We start from the raw sequence: 22,299 nt of genomic DNA, 5'->3' as shown, positions 1-22,299 counted from the left end.
ATGTGGCCACGAAAAGAATAATGTTGAACAAACGAAAGTCCTGAACCGTCATCATTCGTCAGGTCACGACTTTATTCGCATCATGATTACTATACTGATGTCATCTGTACATTTTCTGAACAATATAGTTCGTTTGGCATATTTTCGTGTGATTCACGTAAATGATTATTAGAAATAAGCCGATATAAGAAATGGCAGAATGAAAAGTTATAGCTCTAAATTTGACATGTTTCAGATGAGTTATGGGAGTGAAGCAATTGAAGGTGCTTTTAATAGATGATGAAAGACTGGCGCTTGTCCAGTTGGAACGGATGCTAAACCAGGCAGCTGAACTTACTGCAATCGATACATTCCAGAACCCGCTGCATGCTGTAGAGCAGGCCGAAGTGCTGCAGCCTGATGTTGTATTTCTGGATATCCATATGCCGGAGATATCAGGTCTTCAAGCAGCGGAGCTTATCCAGCAGGTCTGCCCAGACGCAGATATTGTATTTGTAACCGCGCATGATGAATATGCGATTAATGCATTTGAACTGAATGCCGTAGATTATGTGCTCAAGCCCTTACAGAAATCCCGTATTCAGAAGACGGTTGAACGTTTAATAAGACGGAGGGCCGGTCGAATAAAGTCGTTTCAGGACATCGATCAGCCACAAATGATATATTGCTTCAAAACGCTGCGCTTTCAATCACAGGGGCTAATTCCAGAGATTCCAAAATGGCGAACGTCAAAGGCACAGGAGCTGTTTTTGTATTTGCTGCACCACCGCAAGCAGCTTGTCCATAAGTCTACGCTGCTGGAATTGTTTTTTCCCGAGATGGAATTGAAGCGCGCGATGACACAGCTATATACGGCTATCTATCAAATCAGGCAATGCTTGCAGAAAATGGGGATGGAGCTGGCCATTCAGAACTCTAGTATTCAGGAGGGCTATATTCTCGACATGGGGCAAGTCGTTTTGGATACGGAAATGTGGGAGCGGGGGCTTGCAAAACAAGATGATCTTGCAGAGCAGAATAAAGATAAGCTTTTGCAGCTTCTTGACGATTATGAAGGCGATTATATGCAGGACTATGGATACATTTGGGCTGAAAATGAGAGAGAGCGACTCCGTCAGCTGTGGCTGAACCACGCAAGGGGCCTTGCTCAAAGCTTTCTTCAAAACGACGAGAGTCGCTTAGCTGCACTTAATCTATTTGAAAGAATTCAGGCTGCTGATCCATATAATGAAGCGGAAGGCTTGATTGTTATGAAGCTTTACGATGAATTAGGCTTTTATGACAAGGTTTCTGCTCATTATGAGCGGTTACTATTAACGATGGAGAAGGAACTGGGTTTGCCGGTTGCGGAACCAGTGAGCGCTTGGTACAAGCAGTGGCAGAGCCAAAGGATGGGAAAAGAGCACATTTGTTGAGAAAGGCAGCCGCTTTCAAGAAATACGACAGCTGAGACCGACTTCGGACTTTGATGCGCGTATTTTTTTTGTATATGGCACATTGCGTCAGCTAAAAGATAACGGTATAATAAACGGGAACAAACATTCTTATTTCCTGGCATCGAATGAAAACAATTTCACATAATTGACCATACTGATAAAACAATAGCATGACGAATGACAGAGCGGAGGTTTGGAATGAGCGAGCTTGCAAAAGAAGCAAAGCTGTTTGAGCTGAAATCGGATTATACGCCGCAGGGTGACCAGCCTAAAGCGATCGAGCAGCTGTTAGAAGGTATCAAGGCCGGTAAGCGGCATCAAACGCTGCTCGGCGCAACGGGTACAGGCAAGACATATACCATTGCGAACATGGTCGAGAAGCTGAATCGGCCTACGCTGGTCATTGCACATAATAAGACGCTTGCAGCCCAGCTATGCAGCGAGTTCAAGAGCTTCTTCCCGGATAATGCGGTAGAGTATTTCGTAAGCTATTACGATTATTATCAGCCTGAAGCTTATATTCCATCATCCGACACCTTTATTGAGAAGGATTCAAGCATTAACGACGAGATTGATAAGCTGCGGCACTCCGCGACCAGTTCCTTGTTCGAGCGTCGGGACGTTATAATCGTAGCCAGCGTGTCCTGCATCTACGGTCTCGGGTCGCCAACTGAATATGGCGGTCTAGTGTTCTCGCTCCGAGTTGGTATGGAGAAATCCCGTGATGCGATTCTTCATAGATTGGTAGACATTCAATATCAGCGCAATGACATTAGCTTTACAAGGGGGACGTTCCGCGTTCGCGGTGATATTGTCGAAATATTCCCTGTTGCGAATAATGAAAGAGCTATTCGGGTAGAGCTGTTCGGGGATGAGATTGAGCGTATCTCTGAAATTGACGTGCTTACAGGCGAAATTATCGGGGAACGCGAACATATCGCGATCTTTCCAGCGTCTCACTTCGTTACGCAGGAGGAGACGATGAAGGTCGCGCTCGTGAATATTGAACGAGAGCTCGAGGAGCGTCTTGCCGAGCTGCGCGAGGCAGGAAAGCTGCTGGAAGCACAAAGACTGGAGCAGCGGACGAGATATGACCTGGAAATGATGGCGGAGATGGGATTTTGTTCAGGCATTGAGAATTATTCCGGTCCGTTGACCTTTAGGGAGCGCGGTGCTACGCCATATACGCTGCTGGACTATTTCCCGGATGACATGGTAATCGTGATTGATGAGTCACATGTATCGCTGCCTCAAATTCGCGCTATGTACAATGGTGACCGCGCGCGCAAGGAAATGCTCGTTAATCACGGGTTTAGGCTTCCGTCAGCGATGGATAACCGTCCTCTTCGTTTTGAAGAGTTCGAGGCGAAAGCGAAGCAGCTTGTGTATGTGTCTGCGACGCCAGGACCATATGAAATTGAACATACGGACAAGATGATTGAGCAAATCATTCGTCCTACGGGTCTTATTGATCCGATCATAGACGTTCGTCCAACGAAAGGACAAATCGATGATCTCTTGAACGAAATCCGCGATCGGATTGCAAAGGATGAAAGGGTTCTTGTTACAACGTTAACGAAGAAGATGTCAGAGGATTTAACCGATTACATGAAGGAGATTGGCATAAAGGTTAGATATCTCCATTCCGATATCAAGACGCTGGAACGGCTTGCTATATTGCGGGATCTCAGGCTTGGCGTGTTTCATGTCCTTATCGGAATCAACCTCCTTCGTGAAGGGTTGGATTTGCCCGAGGTATCTTTGGTTACGATTCTTGATGCGGACAAGGAAGGTTTCCTCCGCTCGGATCGCGCGCTTATCCAGACGATTGGGCGCGCGGCACGGAACAGCGAGGGCCGCGTAATCATGTACGGCGACAAAATTACGGATTCTATGGATCGCGCTCTCAAAGAAACCGAGCGTCGGCGTACCATACAGTTGGCATACAACGAGAAACACGGCGTTACGCCGCAAACGATTCGTAAAAAAGTGCATGACGTCATCGAGGCAACGAAGGTAGCCGAGCAGAAGGCTGATTACTTAACCGGGGTCGGAGCGGGCAAGATGAATAAGAAGGAACGTCTGGCGCTTCTTCAAAGGCTGGAAGCGGAAATGAAGGATGCTGCGAAAAATCTGCAGTTTGAGAGAGCTGCTGAATTGCGGGATGCGCTGCTTGAGCTGCGTGCCGAGATGGGCTAAGTAGGAGGAGAAACGATTGGCTAGCGATAAAATAGTAATCAAGGGCGCACGTGCCCACAATTTAAAAAACATCGACGTCACCATTCCGCGCGATAAATTCGTTGTACTGACGGGGTTAAGCGGATCAGGTAAGTCTTCACTTGCATTTGATACGATCTATGCGGAAGGACAACGTCGCTATGTTGAGTCCTTATCTGCTTATGCGCGTCAATTTTTGGGTCAGATGGAGAAGCCGGACGTAGATTCTATAGATGGATTGTCGCCGGCCATCTCGATTGACCAGAAAACGACAAGCCGCAACCCGCGCTCTACAGTAGGCACGGTAACCGAGATTTACGATTATTTAAGACTTCTTTTTGCACGGGTAGGCAAACCTCATTGTCCGGATCACGGCATAGAAATTACTTCGCAAACGGTTGAGCAAATGGTTGACCGGATTATGGAGTATCCCGAGAAGACGAAGCTGCAGATTCTGGCGCCATTAATTTCTGGCCGCAAAGGCGAGCATACGAAGCTGTTGGCGGACATACAGAAGCAAGGCTTCGTTCGTGTACGCGTGAACGGCGAGCTGCGCGAGCTGAGTGAGAACATCGAATTGGAAAAAAACAAAAAGCACAGCATTGAAGTCGTAGTGGATCGTATCGTTGTGAAATCGGATGTTCAGACAAGGCTGGCTGATTCGCTCGAGACAGCGCTGAAGCTGTCTGAAGGACGCGTGCTTGTCGACATTATGGATCAAGAGGAGCTTCTCTTTAGCTCCAACCTTGCATGTCCAGAGTGCGGTTTCAGCATTGAAGAGCTGGAGCCGCGGATGTTCTCTTTCAACAGTCCTTACGGGGCATGTCCAGAATGCGACGGCTTAGGTGTCAAGATGATCGTCGATCCTGATTTGCTTGTGCCGGATATGAGCAAATCCATTGAGGATGCGGCTTTCCTTGCGTGGGCAGGCAGTACCTCAAATTATTATCCGCAGTTTTTAAGCGCCGTTTGCGTCCACTATGGCATTCGTCAGGATGTGCCGGTTTCGGAGCTTGAGCCCGAACAGATGAAGAAGCTGTTGTACGGTACGGGCGGCGAACGCGTTCGCTTCCTTTACGAGAATGACTTTGGCCATCGGAAGGAAGCATTTGTTCCATTCGAAGGTATCGTCCATAATCTGGAGCGTCGCTACAGGGATACCGCATCCGATATGATGCGCGAGCATATCGAGAACTATATGAGCGCCAAGCCGTGTGCAAGCTGCAAGGGACAGCGACTGCGCAAGGAAAGCTTGGCCGTAACGATCCAGTCTCATCATATTTCGCAGGTTACTTCGTTCTCGATCGGAGATGCACAGCGTTACTTTGACTCCTTGAAGCTTACGCAGAAGGAGCTTACGATCGCAAGCTTGATTCTCAAAGAAATCAACAGCCGTTTAGGCTTTCTTGTGAATGTAGGTCTTGAGTATTTGTCGCTTAGCCGCGCAGCGGGAACGTTGTCAGGCGGCGAAGCGCAGCGGATTAGGCTGGCGACACAAATTGGGTCCAGCTTAATGGGCGTGCTCTATATACTGGATGAACCAAGCATTGGGCTGCATCAGCGTGACAATGATCGATTAATCGAGACGCTAGAGCATATGCGCGATCTTGGGAACACTTTAATAGTGGTTGAGCATGATGAAGATACGATGCTTGCTGCTGACTATATCATTGACGTTGGACCAGGCGCCGGCATTCATGGCGGGATGATCATTGCTGAAGGTACGCCAGAAGAGGTAATGGCGAATGAGCATTCGTTGACTGGACAATATTTAAGCGGGCGCAAATTCATAGAAGTACCTTCGGATCGACGCAAGACGAATGAAAAGTGGCTAGAGGTTCGTGGTGCGAAGGAAAATAATCTCCGGAACGTTAATGTAAAAATTCCACTTGGGGTGTTTACTGCGGTAACGGGCGTTTCCGGCTCTGGTAAATCGACTTTCGTGAATGAAATTTTGTATAAAACGCTAGCGCGCGACCTCAATAGGGCGAAGACGCGTCCAGGTCAGTACAAAGAGCTTCGCGGGATTGAACATTTGGAGAAGGTTATCGATATTGACCAGTCACCAATCGGCAGAACGCCAAGATCAAACCCGGCGACGTATACAGGTGTATTTGACGATATTCGCGATTTATACGCAAGCACAACGGAATCCAAAGTTCGCGGCTATAAGAAGGGCAGATTCAGCTTTAATGTTAAAGGTGGACGCTGTGAGGCTTGTCGCGGTGACGGGATTATCAAAATCGAGATGCATTTCCTTCCAGATGTATATGTTCCTTGCGAAATTTGCAAAGGCAAGCGATACAATCGCGAGACGCTCGAAGTGAAATACAAGGGCAAAAACGTCGCAGAAGTACTGGATATGACAATCGAGGATGCGTGCACCTTCTTTGAAAATATTCCGCGCATACTCCGCAAGGTACAGACTTTGTTGGATGTTGGACTAGGCTATATGAAGCTGGGCCAGCCTGGAACGACTTTATCCGGCGGAGAAGCGCAGCGCGTGAAGCTGGCTGCTGAGCTATATCGTCGCTCGACCGGCAAAACGCTCTACATTTTGGATGAGCCGACAACGGGCTTGCATGTACATGATATCGACAGACTTTTGAATGTCCTGCATCGTTTAGTGGACTCTGGTGAATCTGTACTTGTCATTGAACATAATCTGGATGTCATTAAGACTGCTGATTATCTCATTGATCTTGGACCAGAGGGCGGCAGCGGCGGCGGCATGATCGTTGCTACCGGAACGCCTGAGCAGGTCATCAAAGTAGATCAGTCTTATACAGGAAAGTATTTGAAACCGATTCTAGAGCGGGATCGTGCGCGTACCGTTGCTTTGCATAAGGAGAAACAGCAGGTTGCTGCCGCGGCAGAGTAATCACGAATAAGAAAGCAGGCTGAGGTGTACTGCACCTCCAGATTGTTAGATGGTGTCTAACAATTGGGGTGCAGTACAAGGTTCAGCCTGCTTCTTTATTTATATGGGCTATAACTTCTTTAAAATGCTCAACGACCCCCGAATTGTGCAAATAAGGAATGTTTAAATTCATCAAGCAGCATAGGGCCTCTGTGAGTAAAGCAGTTTATAGAGAAAAAATCTAATATCGGTGACAAATATGGAAAGACTTCAGGCTTAGGGGCAACAAGCTTATCGGGCAGCTGTTTGATCATCTGAAGCAGCTCAATAAACTTTTGCGGAACGATAAATGAAGCCTCCGATTGCTGAAACATGTGCATGGTAATAATCTGCTGTGAGTCCTGGTCCATCACAACGAGTGCCATCGGGAAATAAGGTCTACCTTTCTCCATGACGGGCGTAGGGATGAAAAACAGATCGATTTCCCATATGCTTTGGGATGATTTGGCTGTTTTCTTCAACTGGGCTAGGAGCAGCTCATTCGGTACGTACGGTGATTGATCGGATTCCATTTCACCCTCTTCAACGGGCAGCAGCCACTCATTATGCCATTCTAATGCACCGTTCGGTTGAGGTTGTCCTACGCGGTGAAGGAGTTGGTCATTGTTCGAATGGAGTAATTGAGAATTTTCACTGACTTTCGATGCAACCTGTATGGCTTGCTCTAATGCTTCCGATAGAAAGGACACGTCATGGGCATGCTCAAGCGGCCAAGGATAATATCCAGGTTCATGCAATCTGAAGCTCGGCCATGCTCCGCGGCCACGAAATATAAAACCGAGTTTTTTAATCATTTCTCTTTCCTTAGGCTGGAGATTCTCGCGGTCATCAAAAGAGAGCATGAGGCAATGTTGAATAAAAATGGGGTCCTCGTTCAGTTCATCATTGAACATAGCAAGCAACGTATCCAAACCATTTTTTCCCAAATACACGGCCATCCCATAAAGCTCGCCACCCGCTCCCATTACGCAGCAATAACCGGTTAAGCTGGAGTTAGGATCCTTGACAGCGAATATATCACCATTCTCCAGAATGCTCCATGGCTTAGCTGCCTTAAAAGCGATTGCGGTTTCATAAAGTCTTGTCCATTGCTGTTCAGTAGGCTGCATGTTAATTCCTCGCTTCTTCTATCGTTTGGAATAAGTTGTTTATTTGCAATAAAAAAGAAGAAAAAATAAGATCAGGTTTTTATTTATAAGGGAAACTTGATTAATTATAACATTTCTCAACGTTCAAAATAAATAAAAACGACTTTTCACATAGGTGCGGAGTAGTGTGTTTTTTTGCATGAGAGACCGCTTGGCATTTGATGCGTTACCGTTATAGATTATCAATTAATAGGACAATTTAAAATAGCAGCAAAAAAAACGTGACAAACTTGTTACGATTCCCGATTCAGGCTTGCGTCGGAAGCCACAAAAAGCTAACATATAATAAAATAGGTTACGTGCGAGAAAAAGGAGGTCCCTTCATGTTTTTAGCAGAAGAAGCAGCGAAAGCCGCAAGTAAAATCGGTACTTTCGATTGGTTTATGCTTGCCTTTACGGTATTGATCGCAATCGGATTCGTTCGACTGTTGATGGCTCGTCCGAAGAAAAACATTTTCGCGATCGGCTTCACGGCCGTATCACTAGGCTTGTTTTTGTTGATCGACTTTATTATGATCACGAAAGTCTGGATGGCGTAGCATTTCGCATGGAAAAAGGTCTGCCGGACAAGTCTGGCAGACCTTTTTCTATGTTTCTATATGGATCAAACCCACCACATCTCGCCAAGCGGCTCGCGGATTAGAATTTGTTGGAGATTTTGAACGGCTTTGGTGAAGCCCTCGTCAACCGACATTAAGCCATCCTCGTGTTCGATGCTAACCACATAGTCATAACCGACAAGACGAAGTGCGCTAAGAATATCCGACCACACTTTCAGGTCATGGCCGTAGCCAACGGTGCGGAATTGCCAAGCGCGATCCAGCATTAAAGCGTAGGATTGCATATCGGTAACACCATGGTGGTTAACGTTAATCGGATCAATCGTTGTATCTTTAGCATGGAAGTGATGGATCGCTCCTGCGCGTCCCAAAATATGAACAGCTTGTACAGGATCGATTCCTTGCCACCACATATGGCTAGGATCAAGGTTAGCGCCAATCGCGTTGCCAGCAGCTTCACGAAGGCGAAGCAGGGTAGCCGGGCTATGTACGGAGAATCCGCCGTGCAGCTCAAGACCGATTTTTACGCCGCCAGCTGTTGCAAGCTTAGCGATTTCAGACCAATATGGAATAACTTTTGCTTCCCACTGCCATTTCAAAATATCTTGGAAATCGTTCGGCCATGGAGCAACCGGCCAGTTCGGATATTTCGCATCCTCGTGGTCGCCTGGGCAGCCAGAGAAAGTGTTGACAACAGCCACTTCAAGGCGATTGGCAAGCTCAATTGTTTTGCGAATAACCTCATCATGCTCCGTTGAGATTGCTTTTTGCGGATGCAGTGGGTTGGCGTGACAGCTAAGTGCGCTGATCATCAGCCCTCGTGATTCTACTGCTTGTTTAAACGCTTTCAGTTTTCCTTCGTCAGCCAGCAATCCGTCAAGATCGCAATGCGCGTCGCCAGGGTAACCGCCTGTTCCGATTTSGATGGCGTCAAGCCCTTTGGATGCGATATAGTCGAGTGCTTCCTCGAATGGTTTTTGTGCAAAAAGAACGCTAAATACTCCTAATTTCATTTGTTCCTTTACCTCCCGAATCCATTGAATGGATTGATTTAGTAGTCCCACATAGTATACCACTTCTGTAATCAGAACACATAACCGAAATGACATTTGACACAATCGCATAATAACAAAGCAAATCTAGCGTAATGAAGAACGAGGCGTGGAAACACATAATGCTTTTGGACTATATAATTGCGCGATGTTCGTTGTTAATAATTGGAATATATGCTATATTAGACCCCGATTACTATAATTGGAATCGGAGATTTATGCCATCCAGTTTCATAGAGTTAGAGAGAGCTATAGAGGAGAGTGGAGGCATGAAGAGCAAGATGCTCCGCATGTGCAGCATTATCGCATTAGGGGCAATAATTACTGCGGGAACGGCATGGGCCGCTGGAACGACCAGCGCAGGAACCTACATCATGAATGCCAAAAAAATGAATGGTGAGGTATACGTCAAAGCTAGCTCACTGACCAATACGTTAGGCGGGACGGGAACCTTTGATTCCAAGTCCAGCACGTACGCCTACACGCCGGTCGATATTCCGTCGGTCATTAAGAAAGTTTCTCCAGCAGTTGTCGCCATTATAGGCAAGCCCAAAGACGTTGGTTCGGCTGATCCTCGCTATGCGTTAGCCCATGGAACGGGTGTGATTATCCGTGCAGATGGCTGGATCGTTACGAATGCTCATGTCGTAGAAGAAATGACCAATTTAGTCGTGGTTACGGCAGACGGTAAAAAGTACGATGCCGTTCGCACGCATCATGATGAAGCAAGTGATCTCGCATTGGTCAAAATCAAAGCAACGAAGCTGCCCATTGCGAAGCTCGCACCGTCTCCTCTGAAGGTGCAGGTTGGTGAGACGGTTGTAGCGATAGGCACACCCGTATCGTTCTCACTCCGCAATACGGCTACGAGCGGGATACTAAGTGGTATGAATCGGAGCATATCCTCTGCCTACAATCTACTGCAAACAGATGCGGCGATTAATCCTGGCAATAGCGGCGGGCCGCTGGTGAATATGAAGGGCGAAGTTATTGGAATCAATTCTCTGAAGTTTGTAGAAATTGGAGTTGATAATCTGGGATTCTCCATTCCGGCAGATACGGTACAGTATGTGACGAATCACTTTTTCAAATATGGCCATGTCAAAAGAGCGTCGCTAGGACTGGATTTGGAACAAAGCTGGTCAGCACTCATTGGAATACCTACGTCAGACCCGTTGACGGTCAAAACGGTTACGTCGGCTTCTGCACAAAAGCTAGGCATTAAAAACGGCGATTTGTTATATAAAGTGGCTGGTAAACAAGTTTCTGCAATCGTGGAGCTAAATGAGATATTGAAGAGTTATCTGCCTGGCCAGCAGGTTGAGGTCATGCTGCAAAGCGACGGAGATCTTGTAACGCGGAAGCTAACTTTAGTTGAAGGCTAAGAAAGAAACGAGCAAGAATGGATACAAGCAAGCATTCGAACTTATGAGGAGCAATAATATATGAAAATGAACGTTATGAAAAGAATGATTATGCTTGTACTGCCAGCACTCTTGGTATTGGCGCTGCTTCCGATAGCGGCCTTTGCGGCAGATGCGAGCATCCAGGTTGAGGTTCGTCTGAAGGCAGGCAGCAAAACGGTTAAAATTAATGGTCAAGCGACAACCGTGGAGGCTCCTTTTGTCAAAGCGGGTACGACGATGGTGCCGTTGAAAGTGATTACCAATGCATTTGGCGCTGGACTGAAATTGGAGAACGGCAATGTGATCACTCTGGCCTACAATGAGCGCAAGGTTGTTCTGACCTTCGGAAGCAAAACGGTTAAAGTGAATGGTGCTGCAAAAACGGTTGCCGTAGCCCCTGTAGTCGTGAAAGGCGCGACAATGGTTCCGCTTCGCGTTATTGTAGAAGCGTTCGGAGCGAAAATTACGACAGACGCAAAAACCAAAGAAACAGTTATCATCGGCGCAAAAGCGCAATCGTCCGGAACGGGCGGCAGCTCAATTGACTCCGATTACGGAAAAACGAAAATCGGTGATAGTTATTATGGTTGGTCATTGAATTACCCGACTGGCCTTGTTCAAGTTGCGCAAAGCGACAGCGGTGATTTTGTAAGCTGGGCAGATACTGCCGACGCGTCGAAAGTAGCCGCGCAGGTGAATGTCTTCACGGAAATGATCGGCGATGATGTGCTAACGGTTGAAGAGCAGCGTGATCTGCTGTACAGCTATTACGATGGCGATGAAATAACGGTGGATAAGCGTACGATTACGGTAGGCGGCCAACAATTCGAAAAGGTTGTCTCGTATACGAAGCAAAGCAAAATGTATTATGAATATCGCGGGGTTCAAAAAGCGGATAAATACTTTATTGTCCTGGTTGGCGTGAAAGGCTCGGACAAGTCTGTGCTGGGCGGCTATGATGCCTTGTTGAACAGCTTTGTGCCTTCCTTTAATGTGTCTGATAACACCGTAAAAAATATTACAAAGGTCCAAGAGGGCATGATTTCGTTTAAGGATGCCGACTATGGCTTCTCCGTAAAACTGCCGGCGGGATGGTATGATGATTCTGACGGCTCTACTCCCGCGTTTGCGAATAAAACGGATTCCTTCTTGTTTTCCTTTGGATCTCTTTTGACTGGAGATACGCTTGAAAGCTGGGCAGCACGACATGAGAAGAATCTCCGCGAAGAGTTCGTCGGCTCGAACATTCGCAATGTAGCTACAGCACCGGTCAACTTAAAGAACGGAGTGGCATTGAGTCTTTCTTATGATATCTCATATGGTGAAGATTATTGGATCACTTTTAACGAAATTGCTTTTATTTCCGGAGAGTACAGGTATTCGCTGGTATATCTTCATCCGTCAGTAAACAGCGCAAAAAGCAAAGATACGCTAAAACAAGTCATTGCTTCTGCAACGATCGATACGGCGTATATTGAGAAGAACTTTGGACTGGTTGATGATCGGTTGGATCTTATAGACCGCAGCAAAAAAATAACGAAACGCAGCGCCACTTATGGCTACTCCATCGAGATGCCGGCGTTCTGGACAGGCGAACAAAATAACTTTAATGAAGACGAAGTATATTATACGTTTAATGCTGGCGAGTTCGAGGCGTACGAGTCAACCGATTCGGCTGAGCAATTAGCTTCTCAAGTGAATGAGCTTGCATACGGACCCCAGGTGACAACAGAAGGAATAACGATTAAAGAAAATACGACGGTAACAATCAATGGGAAAACCGCGCGCAAGGTAGTGCTGCATGCTGCTAAGCCAAAAGGAATGCTGCCGTATACGGAGATTCTCTATTTTTTTGATACGGCTGATGGTTCGATGGTGTTTTATTTCTCCCTTGAGGACGTCCACGCTACCGAAAGTAACTTGAAGCTGATTAACGACGTAGCGCAATCGATTCGTTTCATTTAATTTAAATTTCAAATGGAGGGCCGGTTCCCGATTGAGGGAGCCGGTCTTTTTTTGCGAATGTGGTCTATTTTGCGGGATGCCAGTATTGTGTAGTGGTATAGATGACCGCGGTTTGTTAAAATAGGTGGAGCAGGTTTCGAGGATGAGAGGAATGGATCGTTAATATGACTGAAACAATAGTAAGATCGGATATAGAGCTGCTGGCTCCGGCTGGCGATTGGGATTGCATGAGAGCGGCTGTGGCGAATGGCGCGGATGCGATATTTTTTGGCGTAGAGAAGTTTAATGCGCGGGCGCGCGCGAATAACTTCCGCAGCGAGGAGCTGCCGGAAATTATGGCCTTTCTTCATACTTACGGTGTGAAGGGCTTTCTAACGTTTAATATATTGGTGTTTGAAGACGAGCTGAGAGATGCGCAGAAGCTGATTGAGATGTGCATCGACGCTGGTGTGGATGCAGTCATCGTGCAGGATTTAGGTTTGGTGAAGCTGATACGAGAGCTTTCGCCGGATTTTCCGATTCATGGATCAACGCAGATGACGATTACTTCGCCGGAGGCTGTCGAGTTCACAAAACCTTTCGGGCTAGAGCGAGTCGTGCTGGGGCGCGAAAATAACTTGAAGCAGATTCGTACGATTGGTGAGCAGGCGAAGCTGCCGATGGAAGTTTTCGTACATGGCGCGTTATGCGTATCGTATTCAGGGCAGTGTCTCACATCCGAAATGTGGGGCGGACGCTCAGCCAACCGCGGCGAGTGCGCGCAGGCATGCCGGCTGCCGTACGACCTTATGGTCGACGGCGAGATTCAACCTATGGGAGACATCGCATATTTGTTGTCGCCGAAGGATTTGGCGGCAATCGATATTGTACCGGAGCTCATCCAAGCGGGCGTGAAGTCGTTCAAAATTGAGGGACGTCTCAAAAGTCCCGAATATGTCGCGAATGTCGTGAGCAAGTATCGGCGCGCGATCGACAAATATTTCGACGGAGACCTATCGAAGCCGTCGGTGGAGGATGTGCGCGAGCTTCAGCAAAGCTTCTCGCGCGGCTTTACGCATGGTTTTTTGTCGGGAACGAACAATAAAATGCTCGTAGAGGGCACGTTTCCGAAAAGCCGCGGCGTTTACCTCGGCCGTGTAGAGCGTGTGATGCGCGATGCGGTTACGCTGCGGATAGACGCTCCGCTTAAGCGCGGCGACGGCATTGTATTTGATGCCGGCGATCCAACGAAGAAGGAAGAGGGCGGCCGCGTTTACGATATCCGGCGCCAAGGCGTAAAAATTGAAGGCGAAGCACAGGAAGGCACAATGATTGAACTGGTAGCCGGACGGAATGACGTTGATCTTCGCAAAGTACATGTAGGCGACCGAGTTTGGAAGACAAATGATCCGGCACTTGATAAGCGCCTGAGAGCATCCTTCGAAACGGAAAAGCCTTACCGTGTATTTCCGCTTCATATTCGGGTTACAGGTGCCTTGGGACAGCCGATGCGCACATGGTGGACGGATGTTCAGAAGGGGACGACCATCGAGGTCGTTACCGAGCTTGAGCTTGAGCAGGCGCAGAAGCGTCCGATGGACGCAGCTTTGCTTGAGGATCAATTGGGTAGACTAGGCGGTACCGTCTATCAGCTTGAGAAGCTGGAAGTCGAGCTTCAGGGAGACTTGATCGTTCCTATCCGCGAACTCAATAGGCTGCGCCGAGAAGCGGTAGAGCTGCTGTCCGGCGAGCGTCCGAAGCCTCCTGTCTACGTGAAGCATGCGGTAGATGCACGTTCTGATGTGCCGAAAAAAGATGTTTTGGCACCGCAAAGCGGCAAGGATGCGAACCTGATTGCTTTATGCCGTACGCTCGAGCAGGTACAAGCAGCGGTCAAAACCGATGTTTCTATCGTATACGCCGATTTTGAATTCATTAAGCAATTCCCTGCTGCAATTGCTGCTGCACGCGAAGCGGGCAAGCCCATTGCGCTGGCAACGCCGCGCATTCATATGCCGGGAGAGAACGGCTATCACGCGAACATTCTGAAGCTGCAGCCGGATGCCGTCCTCGTACGGAACACGGGAGCGCTGTACTATTATCTTCGTGCCCGCGCTGCTAATCCGGATAAGCCTTTCCCTAAGCTTATTGGTGATTTCTCACTGAACGTGGCGAACCATAAGGCGGTTAACCTGTTTACAGAGGTGGGTCTAGATCTCATTACGCCGTCGTACGACCTGAATATACAGCAGATGGTTGATTTGCTGGAAAGCTCGGACACATCGATGCTGGAGATGGTTATTCATCAGCATTTGCCGATGTTCCATACGGAGCATTGCGTATATTGCACCTTCATGAGCGAGGGCACCGACTTTACGAACTGCGGCCGTCCATGCGAGGAGCAGCGCGCATCCTTGCAGGATCGTATCGGAATGGCGCATCCTGTGCGCGTTGATGAGGGCTGCCGTAATACGGTATATAATGCGATCGAGCAATCAGGCGCTGAATATATTCGTAATTTCGTCAGCATGGGCGTATCCCATTTCCGTGTGGAGTTTCTAGAGGAAACACCTGAAAAGGTGCTTGAGGTGCTTGGGCTTTACCGTGATGCGCTTGATGGCCGAATTAGTGGAACGCAAGTGTGGCGCAGCCTTAAGGCAATTAATCAGCTTGGCGTTACGCGAGGACAGCTTGTCAAATAAAGATGGACATGCCATAGCAACGAATCTAAACCGACTTCTCTTTTGCTGAGAGGGCGGTTTTCTTTTTCGACGTGGATAAGTAAAGAAATCACTAGGATTTGACACACTAATCGCCCTGTCATAGCATAGAGGGATAACGCAAATATGCGGCATGCGATTTTGGGGAAGAAGCGAGGCGTGGTCTTACATGAATGGTAGTTGGTTCGCGAGCTGGAGGCATGTATTTAAGCTTGATCCTGAACGAGAAATATCCGATGAAGCGCTTGATGCCATTTGTACCTCAGGAACGGATGCCATCATTGTCGGCGGCTCCAGCGGAGTAACGTTCGAGAATACCGTTGATTTGATGTCGAGGATCCGAAGATACGAGGTGGACTGTGCTCTTGAAGTATCAACGCTCGATGGCGCGGTTCCAGGGTTTGATGGCTATTTTATCCCCCTTGTTCTCAATACGAGCAGGGCAGAGTGGATTACGGGCTGGCAAACAGAGGGTCTGAAGGAATACGGCACCTTCGTGCCTTGGGAGGAAACCGCTGCACAGGGTTATATTATATTGAATGCAGAGGCAACCGCAGCCAAGCTGACAGAAGCACATACAGGGCTAACGGAGACGGACCTGATTGCCCATGTTCGCATGGCGGATCGATTAATGAGGCTGCCGGTCATCTATTTGGAATACAGCGGCAGGTTTGGCGATATGCAGCTCGTGAAGCGTGCGCGTACGACTGCGGTACATGCCCAGGTTTTTTACGGCGGCGGCATAGACGGTGTGGACAAAGCGCGGCAAGCAGCGGAGGCCGCGCATACCGTTGTCGTAGGAAATATTGTATACAGCGACCTAGCTGCAGCGTTGTCGACGGTGTCCGCCGTACGCGAAGTTGTCAGCAGTCGTCTGCAAGGGTAGCCTGAAGATTCTAATGAATAGCAGTTTTGAAAAGAATGGTGCTGCACGGTATAGGAAGAATCGTTTTCTTATGCGGTATGGCGCTATTTTTCTGTTTAAGCGCACTTAGGTGCGAGGGCTTCTGATCAGATGGGCTTTTCATCCCTTAAATGACGGATTTTGGACGGTGTTTTTTGCGTTTGTAAATTGACACAGGGATGGTCGTTGTCTACACTGAGAAGAGGCGAACATATGCGAACAAAGGAGTCGGACCATGTTTAATTTTATGAGCATCGAGCAAGCGGTACAGAAGCTGAATCCGCCGCAGCGCGAAGCCGTTCAAGCGACTGACGGGCCGCTGTTGATAATGGCTGGAGCGGGCAGCGGCAAGACACGCGTACTGACGCATCGAATTGCTTACTTAATCGAAAAGAAGCGTGTAGCGCCATGGAGTATTCTCGCTATTACCTTTACGAATAAAGCATCACGTGAAATGCAGGACCGGGTAAGCGCGCTCGTAGGCCCATCTGGGCGGGATATTTGGGTATCAACCTTCCACTCCATGTGCGTGCGGATTCTTCGCAGAGATATTGATCGGATCGGTTTTACGTCTAGCTTCTCCATTCTGGATTCCTCTGACCAGCTTTCGGTAATTCGCGGCTGCATGAAGGATATGAACATCGACACGAAGAAGGTCGAGCCAAAGGCTGTTCAAGCGGCGATCAGCGGAGCCAAGAATGAACTGATTTCCCCGGAGCAATTTGAACAGAAGGTTGGCGATTATTTCGACGGCATCGTTGCTCAAGTATTTACGAAATACCAGAAGAAGCTAAGGAGCAACAACTCCCTTGATTTTGATGATCTCATTATGATGACGATTCAATTGTTCAAGGATGTGCCCGAGGTATTGGAATTCTACCAGAATAAGTTCCGCTATATTCATGTGGATGAGTATCAGGATACGAACAGGGCGCAATACATGCTGACGCGGATGCTAGCCGATAAGCATCATAACATTTGCGTTGTCGGCGACAGCGACCAGTCCATATACCGTTGGCGCGGTGCGGATATTACGAATATTTTGAATTTCGAAGGCGACTATCCCGAAGCGCGTACGATTATGCTTGAGCAAAACTATCGTTCAACCGCGAATATCTTGGATGCAGCCAATGCGGTCATTAAGCTGAATACCGGCCGCAAGCCGAAGAAGCTGTGGACAGACCAAGGCGCTGGCGACCTTATCGCGCTGTACCAAGCGGATACGGAGCACGACGAGGGATATTTCGTAACAGGCGAGATTCGTAAGAACATAAATAAAAGCCATAAATTTGCCGATCATGCGATCTTGTATCGTACCAATGCGCAATCACGGGTAATAGAGGAAATACTGATTAAATCGGATATTCCTTATCAGATCGTCGGCGGCATAAAGTTCTATGATCGCAAAGAGATCAAGGACCTGCTCGGTTATTTGAAGCTTGTTTCGAACCCGGATGATGATATCAGCCTGGTGCGGATCATCAATGTGCCGAAGCGGGGAATTGGCGATACGACCGTCGGCAAGCTGGCGGATGAAGCGGCGCGGAGAGGCACATCCATATATCGCGTGCTGAACAATCTAGGCGAGGTTGAGGTTAACGGACGCACGCGCACGCTGCTGCGGGAGTTTTATGAGATCATCGACAATCTCACGCGAATGGTTGAATATTTGTCCGTTACGGAGCTGACGGAGAAGGTGCTTGAGCTTTCTCAATATCGGCTTGAGCTTCATCAGGAAAATACACTGGAGTCGAAGGCTCGGCTAGAAAATATTGATGAGTTTTTATCTGTAACGATGGATTTCGAGAAAAGAAACGATGATCGTACGCTCGTAGCGTTTCTAACCGACCTAGCTCTCATTGCGGATATTGATTCCTTGAACAAGGATGAGGAAGAAGCAGAGAAAAACAAGGATGCCGTAACGCTCATGACGATGCACAGCGCCAAAGGACTAGAGTTTCCTGTGGTGTTCATTATCGGAATGGAGGAAAGCGTATTTCCGCACAGCCGGGCGCTTGCCGATAATGAAGAGCTGGAGGAGGAACGGAGGCTTGCTTATGTAGGGATTACGCGTGCCGAGAAAAGGCTGTATCTTACCTGTGCTCGCATGCGTACGCTGTTTGGCCGAACGAGCTCGAATCTGCCTTCGAGATTTTTGCAGGAAATACCGGAGAGCGTCAGAGAAGGCGCATCCAGCGGCAGCGGTGGATATTCTCGCGCTGGCGGTGTTCGAAGCGGGGTTAGCGTTACGGGCGGAACGGGAAGCACTGGTAATGGAAGCCGCGGCACACCGGGTCGCAATGGGGTCGGCGGCTCCGGTGCTGCAGCACCCGGCATGCGCGGAGCAAGCCCGGCAGCCGGCGGACGAGGCGGCGTGCGGGTAAGCACGCCGCTGCAGGATGCGGCACGCACGGCGCAGCAAAGCGGCGGGGCAGCAGGAACTGCTGCTTCGGGCGACTTCGCTTCAGGTGAGCGGGTTTCCCATGGCAAATGGGGGATCGGCGTCATTGTCTCGGTGAAAGGTACAGGCAAAGACATGGAGCTTAATATTGCTTTTCCGGCGCCTGTCGGTATTAAACGGCTGCTTGCGGGATATGCGCCAATAACGAAAGTATAAGCCTTGTCCGTTATTCTGAACGATTAGAAGGAGGAGCATTCCGTGAACGCTCAATTAGAGAGGATGCAACAGCTTGTCGCGGTCATTACAGACCATAATTATCGGTATTACACGTTGGACCAGCCATCCATTAACGATGCGGATTACGACAAGCTTTACGATGAGTTGATTGCGCTCGAATCTGAACTGGGCATGATCCTGCCTGAATCTCCAACGCAGCGGGTAGGTGGTGATCTGCTGAAAGGGTTCGAGCCTTACAAGCATCGTTCCCGTTTATGGAGTCTCGATAAAGCGCAAAACGTCGAGGATCTTCTTACCTGGAATACGCGGCTGCTGAAAGCAGTGGCTGATTATAACGCCAAGAATCCAGATGAACAGCCGCTGCCCCAGCCAACGTATGTCGTAGAGCTGAAGTTTGACGGCTTGACGCTTAACCTTACTTATGAAGACGGGCAACTTGTACAGGCAGCGACTCGCGGGAACGGCACCGTTGGTGAAGGCATTTTGCAGCAGGTACGCACGATTCGGTCGATTCCGCTGTCCATTCCGTTTAACGATGGCATCGTTGAGGTACAGGGTGAAGGCATTATGCAGCTTTCTGTTCTGGCTAAGTACAATCAGACTGCTGCTGAGCCGCTTAAGAATGCCCGTAATGCAGCAGCTGGAGCGCTGCGCAATCTTAATCCAAAGGTTACGGCGGAGCGAAAGCTAAATGCGTTCTTTTATAACGTGGGCTTTGCCGACGGTGTTGCGTTTGAGAACCATCGCGAAATGCAGCAGTTTCTCAATGATAATCGTTTCAAAGTAAATCCTTACGTGACCTATTTGGATACGATTGAAGAAGTGCAGGATGAACTGCTCCGCGTTACGGAACAGCGCGAGAAGCTGGATTTCCTGATCGATGGTGCTGTTATCAAGGTAGTGGATATGCGGACGCGAGAGGCGCTGGGATACACGGATAAATTTCCTCGCTGGGCAGTAGCGTTCAAGTTTGAAGCGGAGGAAGCGGCAACGGTGCTTGAGGCTGTATCGTGGGAGGTTGGCCGTACGGGTAAAATAACGCCAGTGGCACGTGTGGAAGCGGTCGAGCTTGCGGGTGTAACGGTTCAGAACTGTACGCTTAACAATATAGGCGATATTGAGCGCAAAAACCTCAAGTTCGCTTTGGGGACGCTAGTTACAATTCGCCGCTCCAATGACGTTATCCCAGAAATTCTCGGGAAAGCGGACGAAGAGCCGGGGCAAGAGATCGTATTTCCAACGGTATGCCCATCCTGTGGGACGGAATTGGAGCAGCGCGGTGCTCATCTGTTCTGCAACAATAAACTAGGCTGCCAACCGCAAATTATTGGACGCATCACACACTTTGCTTCGCGTGATGCGATGGATATCGATACGTTCAGCGTTATGACAGCAGATCAGCTGTACAAGGATTGCGAGGTGCGGGATCCAGCCGATCTATATGCCTTGACCTATGATGACCTTATTAAACTTGAACGCTTCGGGGAGAAAAAGGCTCTTAAGCTGCTTGCCGCTTTCGAGAAATCCAAGGATAGAGAGCTGGCTTCATTCCTATTTGCGCTTGGGATACCGAACACTGGCAAAGCGACGACCAAAATGCTTGCCGAGCATTATGGCAATTTAGATGCCATTATGCAGGTTGAGGCATCGGAGCTTATTACGCTGCCGGACGTTGGAGGTATCGTGGCAGAGAGCATCGTCGGCTTCTTCCAGGATCCGATTATTATGGCCAGCATAGCGAGAATGCGTGAGCTTGGTGTTAAGGCAGAGGCGGAGCAGCAACTAATAGCCAGAAACGACAGTGTGTTCAGCGGGAAAACCGTTGTGCTTACCGGAACACTGCCCACGATGTCCAGAGATGAGGCGGCAAAGCTTCTTGAAGCCTGCGGAGCCAAAATTTCCGGCAGTGTGTCGAAGAAAACGGATTTTGTCGTTGCTGGCGAAAGTGCGGGTAGTAAGCTGACGAAGGCGCGTGAGCTTGGTATTACAGTCATTGAAGAGGAAGCGGAGCTGCTTCGTTTGTTAGGTGAAACGGTCGAGTAATAGCGATTGCTTCTAGTAAATGAAAAGGGTCTGATACGGAGGGATTGACCTCAGGATCAGACCTTTTTTTGTTTTGTTAGGAGGCAGTGAGCAGCCTTTGGGCTTCTTTGGCAGAAACGGGTGGTGAGAATAAATAGCCTTGCAGCCGATTGCAGCCAAATAACACGAGTTTTTGATGCTGTGAATCCGTTTCTACGCCTTCGGCAAGCACGTCAAGCTGCAAGCTATGCGCAAGCTCGATAATCGGATGCACGATGGAACTTCCTGCTTTTTCATTCGAGATTTCTTTAATGAACGACTTATCCATTTTTAACGTATCCAGCGGCAGCTTCTGCAAATAATGAAGCGAGCTATACCCTGTCCCAAAATCATCGATCGCGATACGTACGCCTAGTGTTTTCAGTTTAGTCAGCTTTTGAATGACCTGATCGGTTCCCTGGAGACCGATGCTTTCTGTAATTTCAAGCTCAAGCAGGTACGGAGGCAGCCTGTTCTCTGCCAGAATGGTTTGAATCGTCTCGAAAAGGTCTTCTTCTTGGCTTGGCAATTGCATTCCGGATGTACTCTGCGTGATGCATGGCGGATTCCGCCTCAGAGTCAACGAGCAAAACGATGAATTCGTCTCCACTAAGACGCGATATGAAGGTTCATATGGTTGAAAAGGATTTTGTTGCCTGAATGAAGCAATGGGGTGCGCGCTTGCTTGCGAACCGCGTATAGTGCAGTGCTTATGATTAAAGCAGCAGACAAAAGGATGATTAATGGTCCATAAGCTCTTTCGATACCTTGAGGGGAGAGCGATAGAGGTATTACACTCCCTTCGTTGATATCAATACAGATCGTATAGTTGCGCTTCTTCAAACATGTTAAAGTCATTGAGAGTGATTATCAATTAGTGCGAGGCCGTTATATTTGAGTTGCTAGGCATTTGTAAAATATTTCAACTTGTTTTATGTTTGCGCAAGTGATATATTATTTCTTGTCGCTTCTGAGACACACCAAAACAACTGATTGAATTACTGAAAAAGTGAAACAAGCTGTTGACAGCGTCGAGTGAAGATGATAGTATGATTTCTTGTCACGACAAAATGTGACAAACAAGTTCTTTGAAAACTGAACAAATGGATCACGTCGATCCGATAATGTTTTACAATAGCTAGTTAAGTAATGAGCAAGTCAAACACCAATTTGGAGAGTTTGATCCTGGCTCAGGACGAACGCTGGCGGCGTGCCTAATACATGCAAGTCGAGCGGATCTTGTCCTTCGGGACAAGGTTAGCGGCGGACGGGTGAGTAACACGTGGGTAACCT

Annotated in this window: 13 protein-coding genes and 1 rRNA gene; 11 read left to right on the top strand and 3 right to left on the bottom strand. The window is 48.3% G+C overall.

What is annotated here, in order from left to right; genetic code table 11:
* Positions 1-263: 263 nt before the first annotated feature.
* The 3 genes from AB4Z29_RS21915 to uvrA all read left to right on the top strand — a co-directional run bounded on the left by AB4Z29_RS21915 (position 264) and on the right by uvrA (position 6,534).
* Positions 264-1,415 (top strand): response regulator, encoded by a 1,152-nt coding sequence (locus AB4Z29_RS21915; protein ID WP_441945226.1) that lies wholly within the window; start codon positions 264-266, stop codon positions 1,413-1,415.
* 219 nt (positions 1,416-1,634) lie between these two features.
* Complete coding sequence (uvrB, locus tag AB4Z29_RS21910; RefSeq protein WP_441945124.1) at positions 1,635-3,635, top strand: excinuclease ABC subunit UvrB; 2,001 nt, start codon at positions 1,635-1,637, stop codon at positions 3,633-3,635.
* 16 nt (positions 3,636-3,651) lie between these two features.
* Positions 3,652-6,534, top strand: coding sequence for an excinuclease ABC subunit UvrA (gene uvrA, locus AB4Z29_RS21905; protein WP_441945123.1), 2,883 nt, complete (start codon positions 3,652-3,654; stop codon positions 6,532-6,534).
* A gap of 128 nt (positions 6,535-6,662) precedes the next feature.
* Here the strand turns inward: uvrA and AB4Z29_RS21900 are convergent, their stop codons facing one another.
* Positions 6,663-7,682 carry a DUF7309 domain-containing protein gene (locus AB4Z29_RS21900; RefSeq protein WP_441945122.1) on the bottom strand — a complete coding sequence of 340 codons (1,020 nt, stop codon included), beginning with the start codon at positions 7,680-7,682 and terminating at the stop codon, positions 6,663-6,665.
* Between the two features lie 362 nt (positions 7,683-8,044).
* Here AB4Z29_RS21900 and AB4Z29_RS21895 point away from each other — a divergent pair, with 362 nt between their 5' ends.
* Positions 8,045-8,260, top strand: a complete 216-nt coding sequence (locus tag AB4Z29_RS21895; protein ID WP_441945121.1) for a hypothetical protein — start codon at positions 8,045-8,047, stop codon at positions 8,258-8,260.
* A 65-nt stretch (positions 8,261-8,325) separates the two neighbouring features.
* On the opposite strand, the gene AB4Z29_RS21890 is transcribed toward AB4Z29_RS21895, so the two are convergent.
* The gene (locus AB4Z29_RS21890; RefSeq protein WP_441945120.1) at positions 8,326-9,294 is read right to left on the bottom strand and encodes a sugar phosphate isomerase/epimerase family protein; all 969 of its coding nucleotides are present in this window, start codon (positions 9,292-9,294) and stop codon (positions 8,326-8,328) included.
* Between the two features lie 308 nt (positions 9,295-9,602).
* Between AB4Z29_RS21890 and AB4Z29_RS21885 the strand changes: the two genes are divergently transcribed.
* From AB4Z29_RS21885 to ligA, 6 genes are all read left to right on the top strand, one after another.
* A complete protein-coding gene (locus AB4Z29_RS21885) occupies positions 9,603-10,718 on the top strand; it encodes a S1C family serine protease (RefSeq protein ID WP_441945119.1) in 1,116 nt (371 codons plus the stop codon).
* A gap of 60 nt (positions 10,719-10,778) precedes the next feature.
* A complete protein-coding gene (locus tag AB4Z29_RS21880; RefSeq protein ID WP_441945118.1) occupies positions 10,779-12,704 on the top strand; it encodes a copper amine oxidase N-terminal domain-containing protein in 1,926 nt (641 codons plus the stop codon).
* Between the two features lie 164 nt (positions 12,705-12,868).
* The gene (locus tag AB4Z29_RS21875) at positions 12,869-15,385 is read left to right on the top strand and encodes a DUF3656 domain-containing U32 family peptidase (RefSeq protein WP_441945117.1); all 2,517 of its coding nucleotides are present in this window, start codon (positions 12,869-12,871) and stop codon (positions 15,383-15,385) included.
* 187 nt (positions 15,386-15,572) lie between these two features.
* Positions 15,573-16,289 carry a heptaprenylglyceryl phosphate synthase gene (locus AB4Z29_RS21870; RefSeq protein ID WP_441945116.1) on the top strand — a complete coding sequence of 239 codons (717 nt, stop codon included), beginning with the start codon at positions 15,573-15,575 and terminating at the stop codon, positions 16,287-16,289.
* Between the two features lie 253 nt (positions 16,290-16,542).
* Entirely contained in the window at positions 16,543-18,924 is a 2,382-nt protein-coding gene (gene pcrA / locus AB4Z29_RS21865) for a DNA helicase PcrA (protein ID WP_441945115.1), read from the top strand.
* Positions 18,925-18,987: 63 nt separating this feature from the next.
* Positions 18,988-20,988: an NAD-dependent DNA ligase LigA gene (gene ligA / locus AB4Z29_RS21860; protein ID WP_441945225.1), complete on the top strand. Its 2,001-nt coding sequence runs from the start codon at positions 18,988-18,990 to the stop codon at positions 20,986-20,988.
* 76 nt (positions 20,989-21,064) lie between these two features.
* Here ligA and AB4Z29_RS21855 read toward each other — a convergent pair whose 3' ends face one another.
* Entirely contained in the window at positions 21,065-21,541 is a 477-nt protein-coding gene (locus tag AB4Z29_RS21855; protein WP_441945114.1) for an EAL domain-containing protein, read from the bottom strand.
* A gap of 632 nt (positions 21,542-22,173) precedes the next feature.
* Between AB4Z29_RS21855 and AB4Z29_RS21850 the strand changes: the two genes are divergently transcribed.
* Positions 22,174-22,299 (top strand): 16S ribosomal RNA (locus AB4Z29_RS21850); the annotation flags it as partial.

It is taken from the genome of Paenibacillus sp. 2TAB23, assembly GCF_052115165.1.
Classification (GTDB): domain Bacteria; phylum Bacillota; class Bacilli; order Paenibacillales; family Paenibacillaceae; genus Pristimantibacillus.
This window is presented reverse-complemented; position numbering and strand designations above follow the sequence as displayed.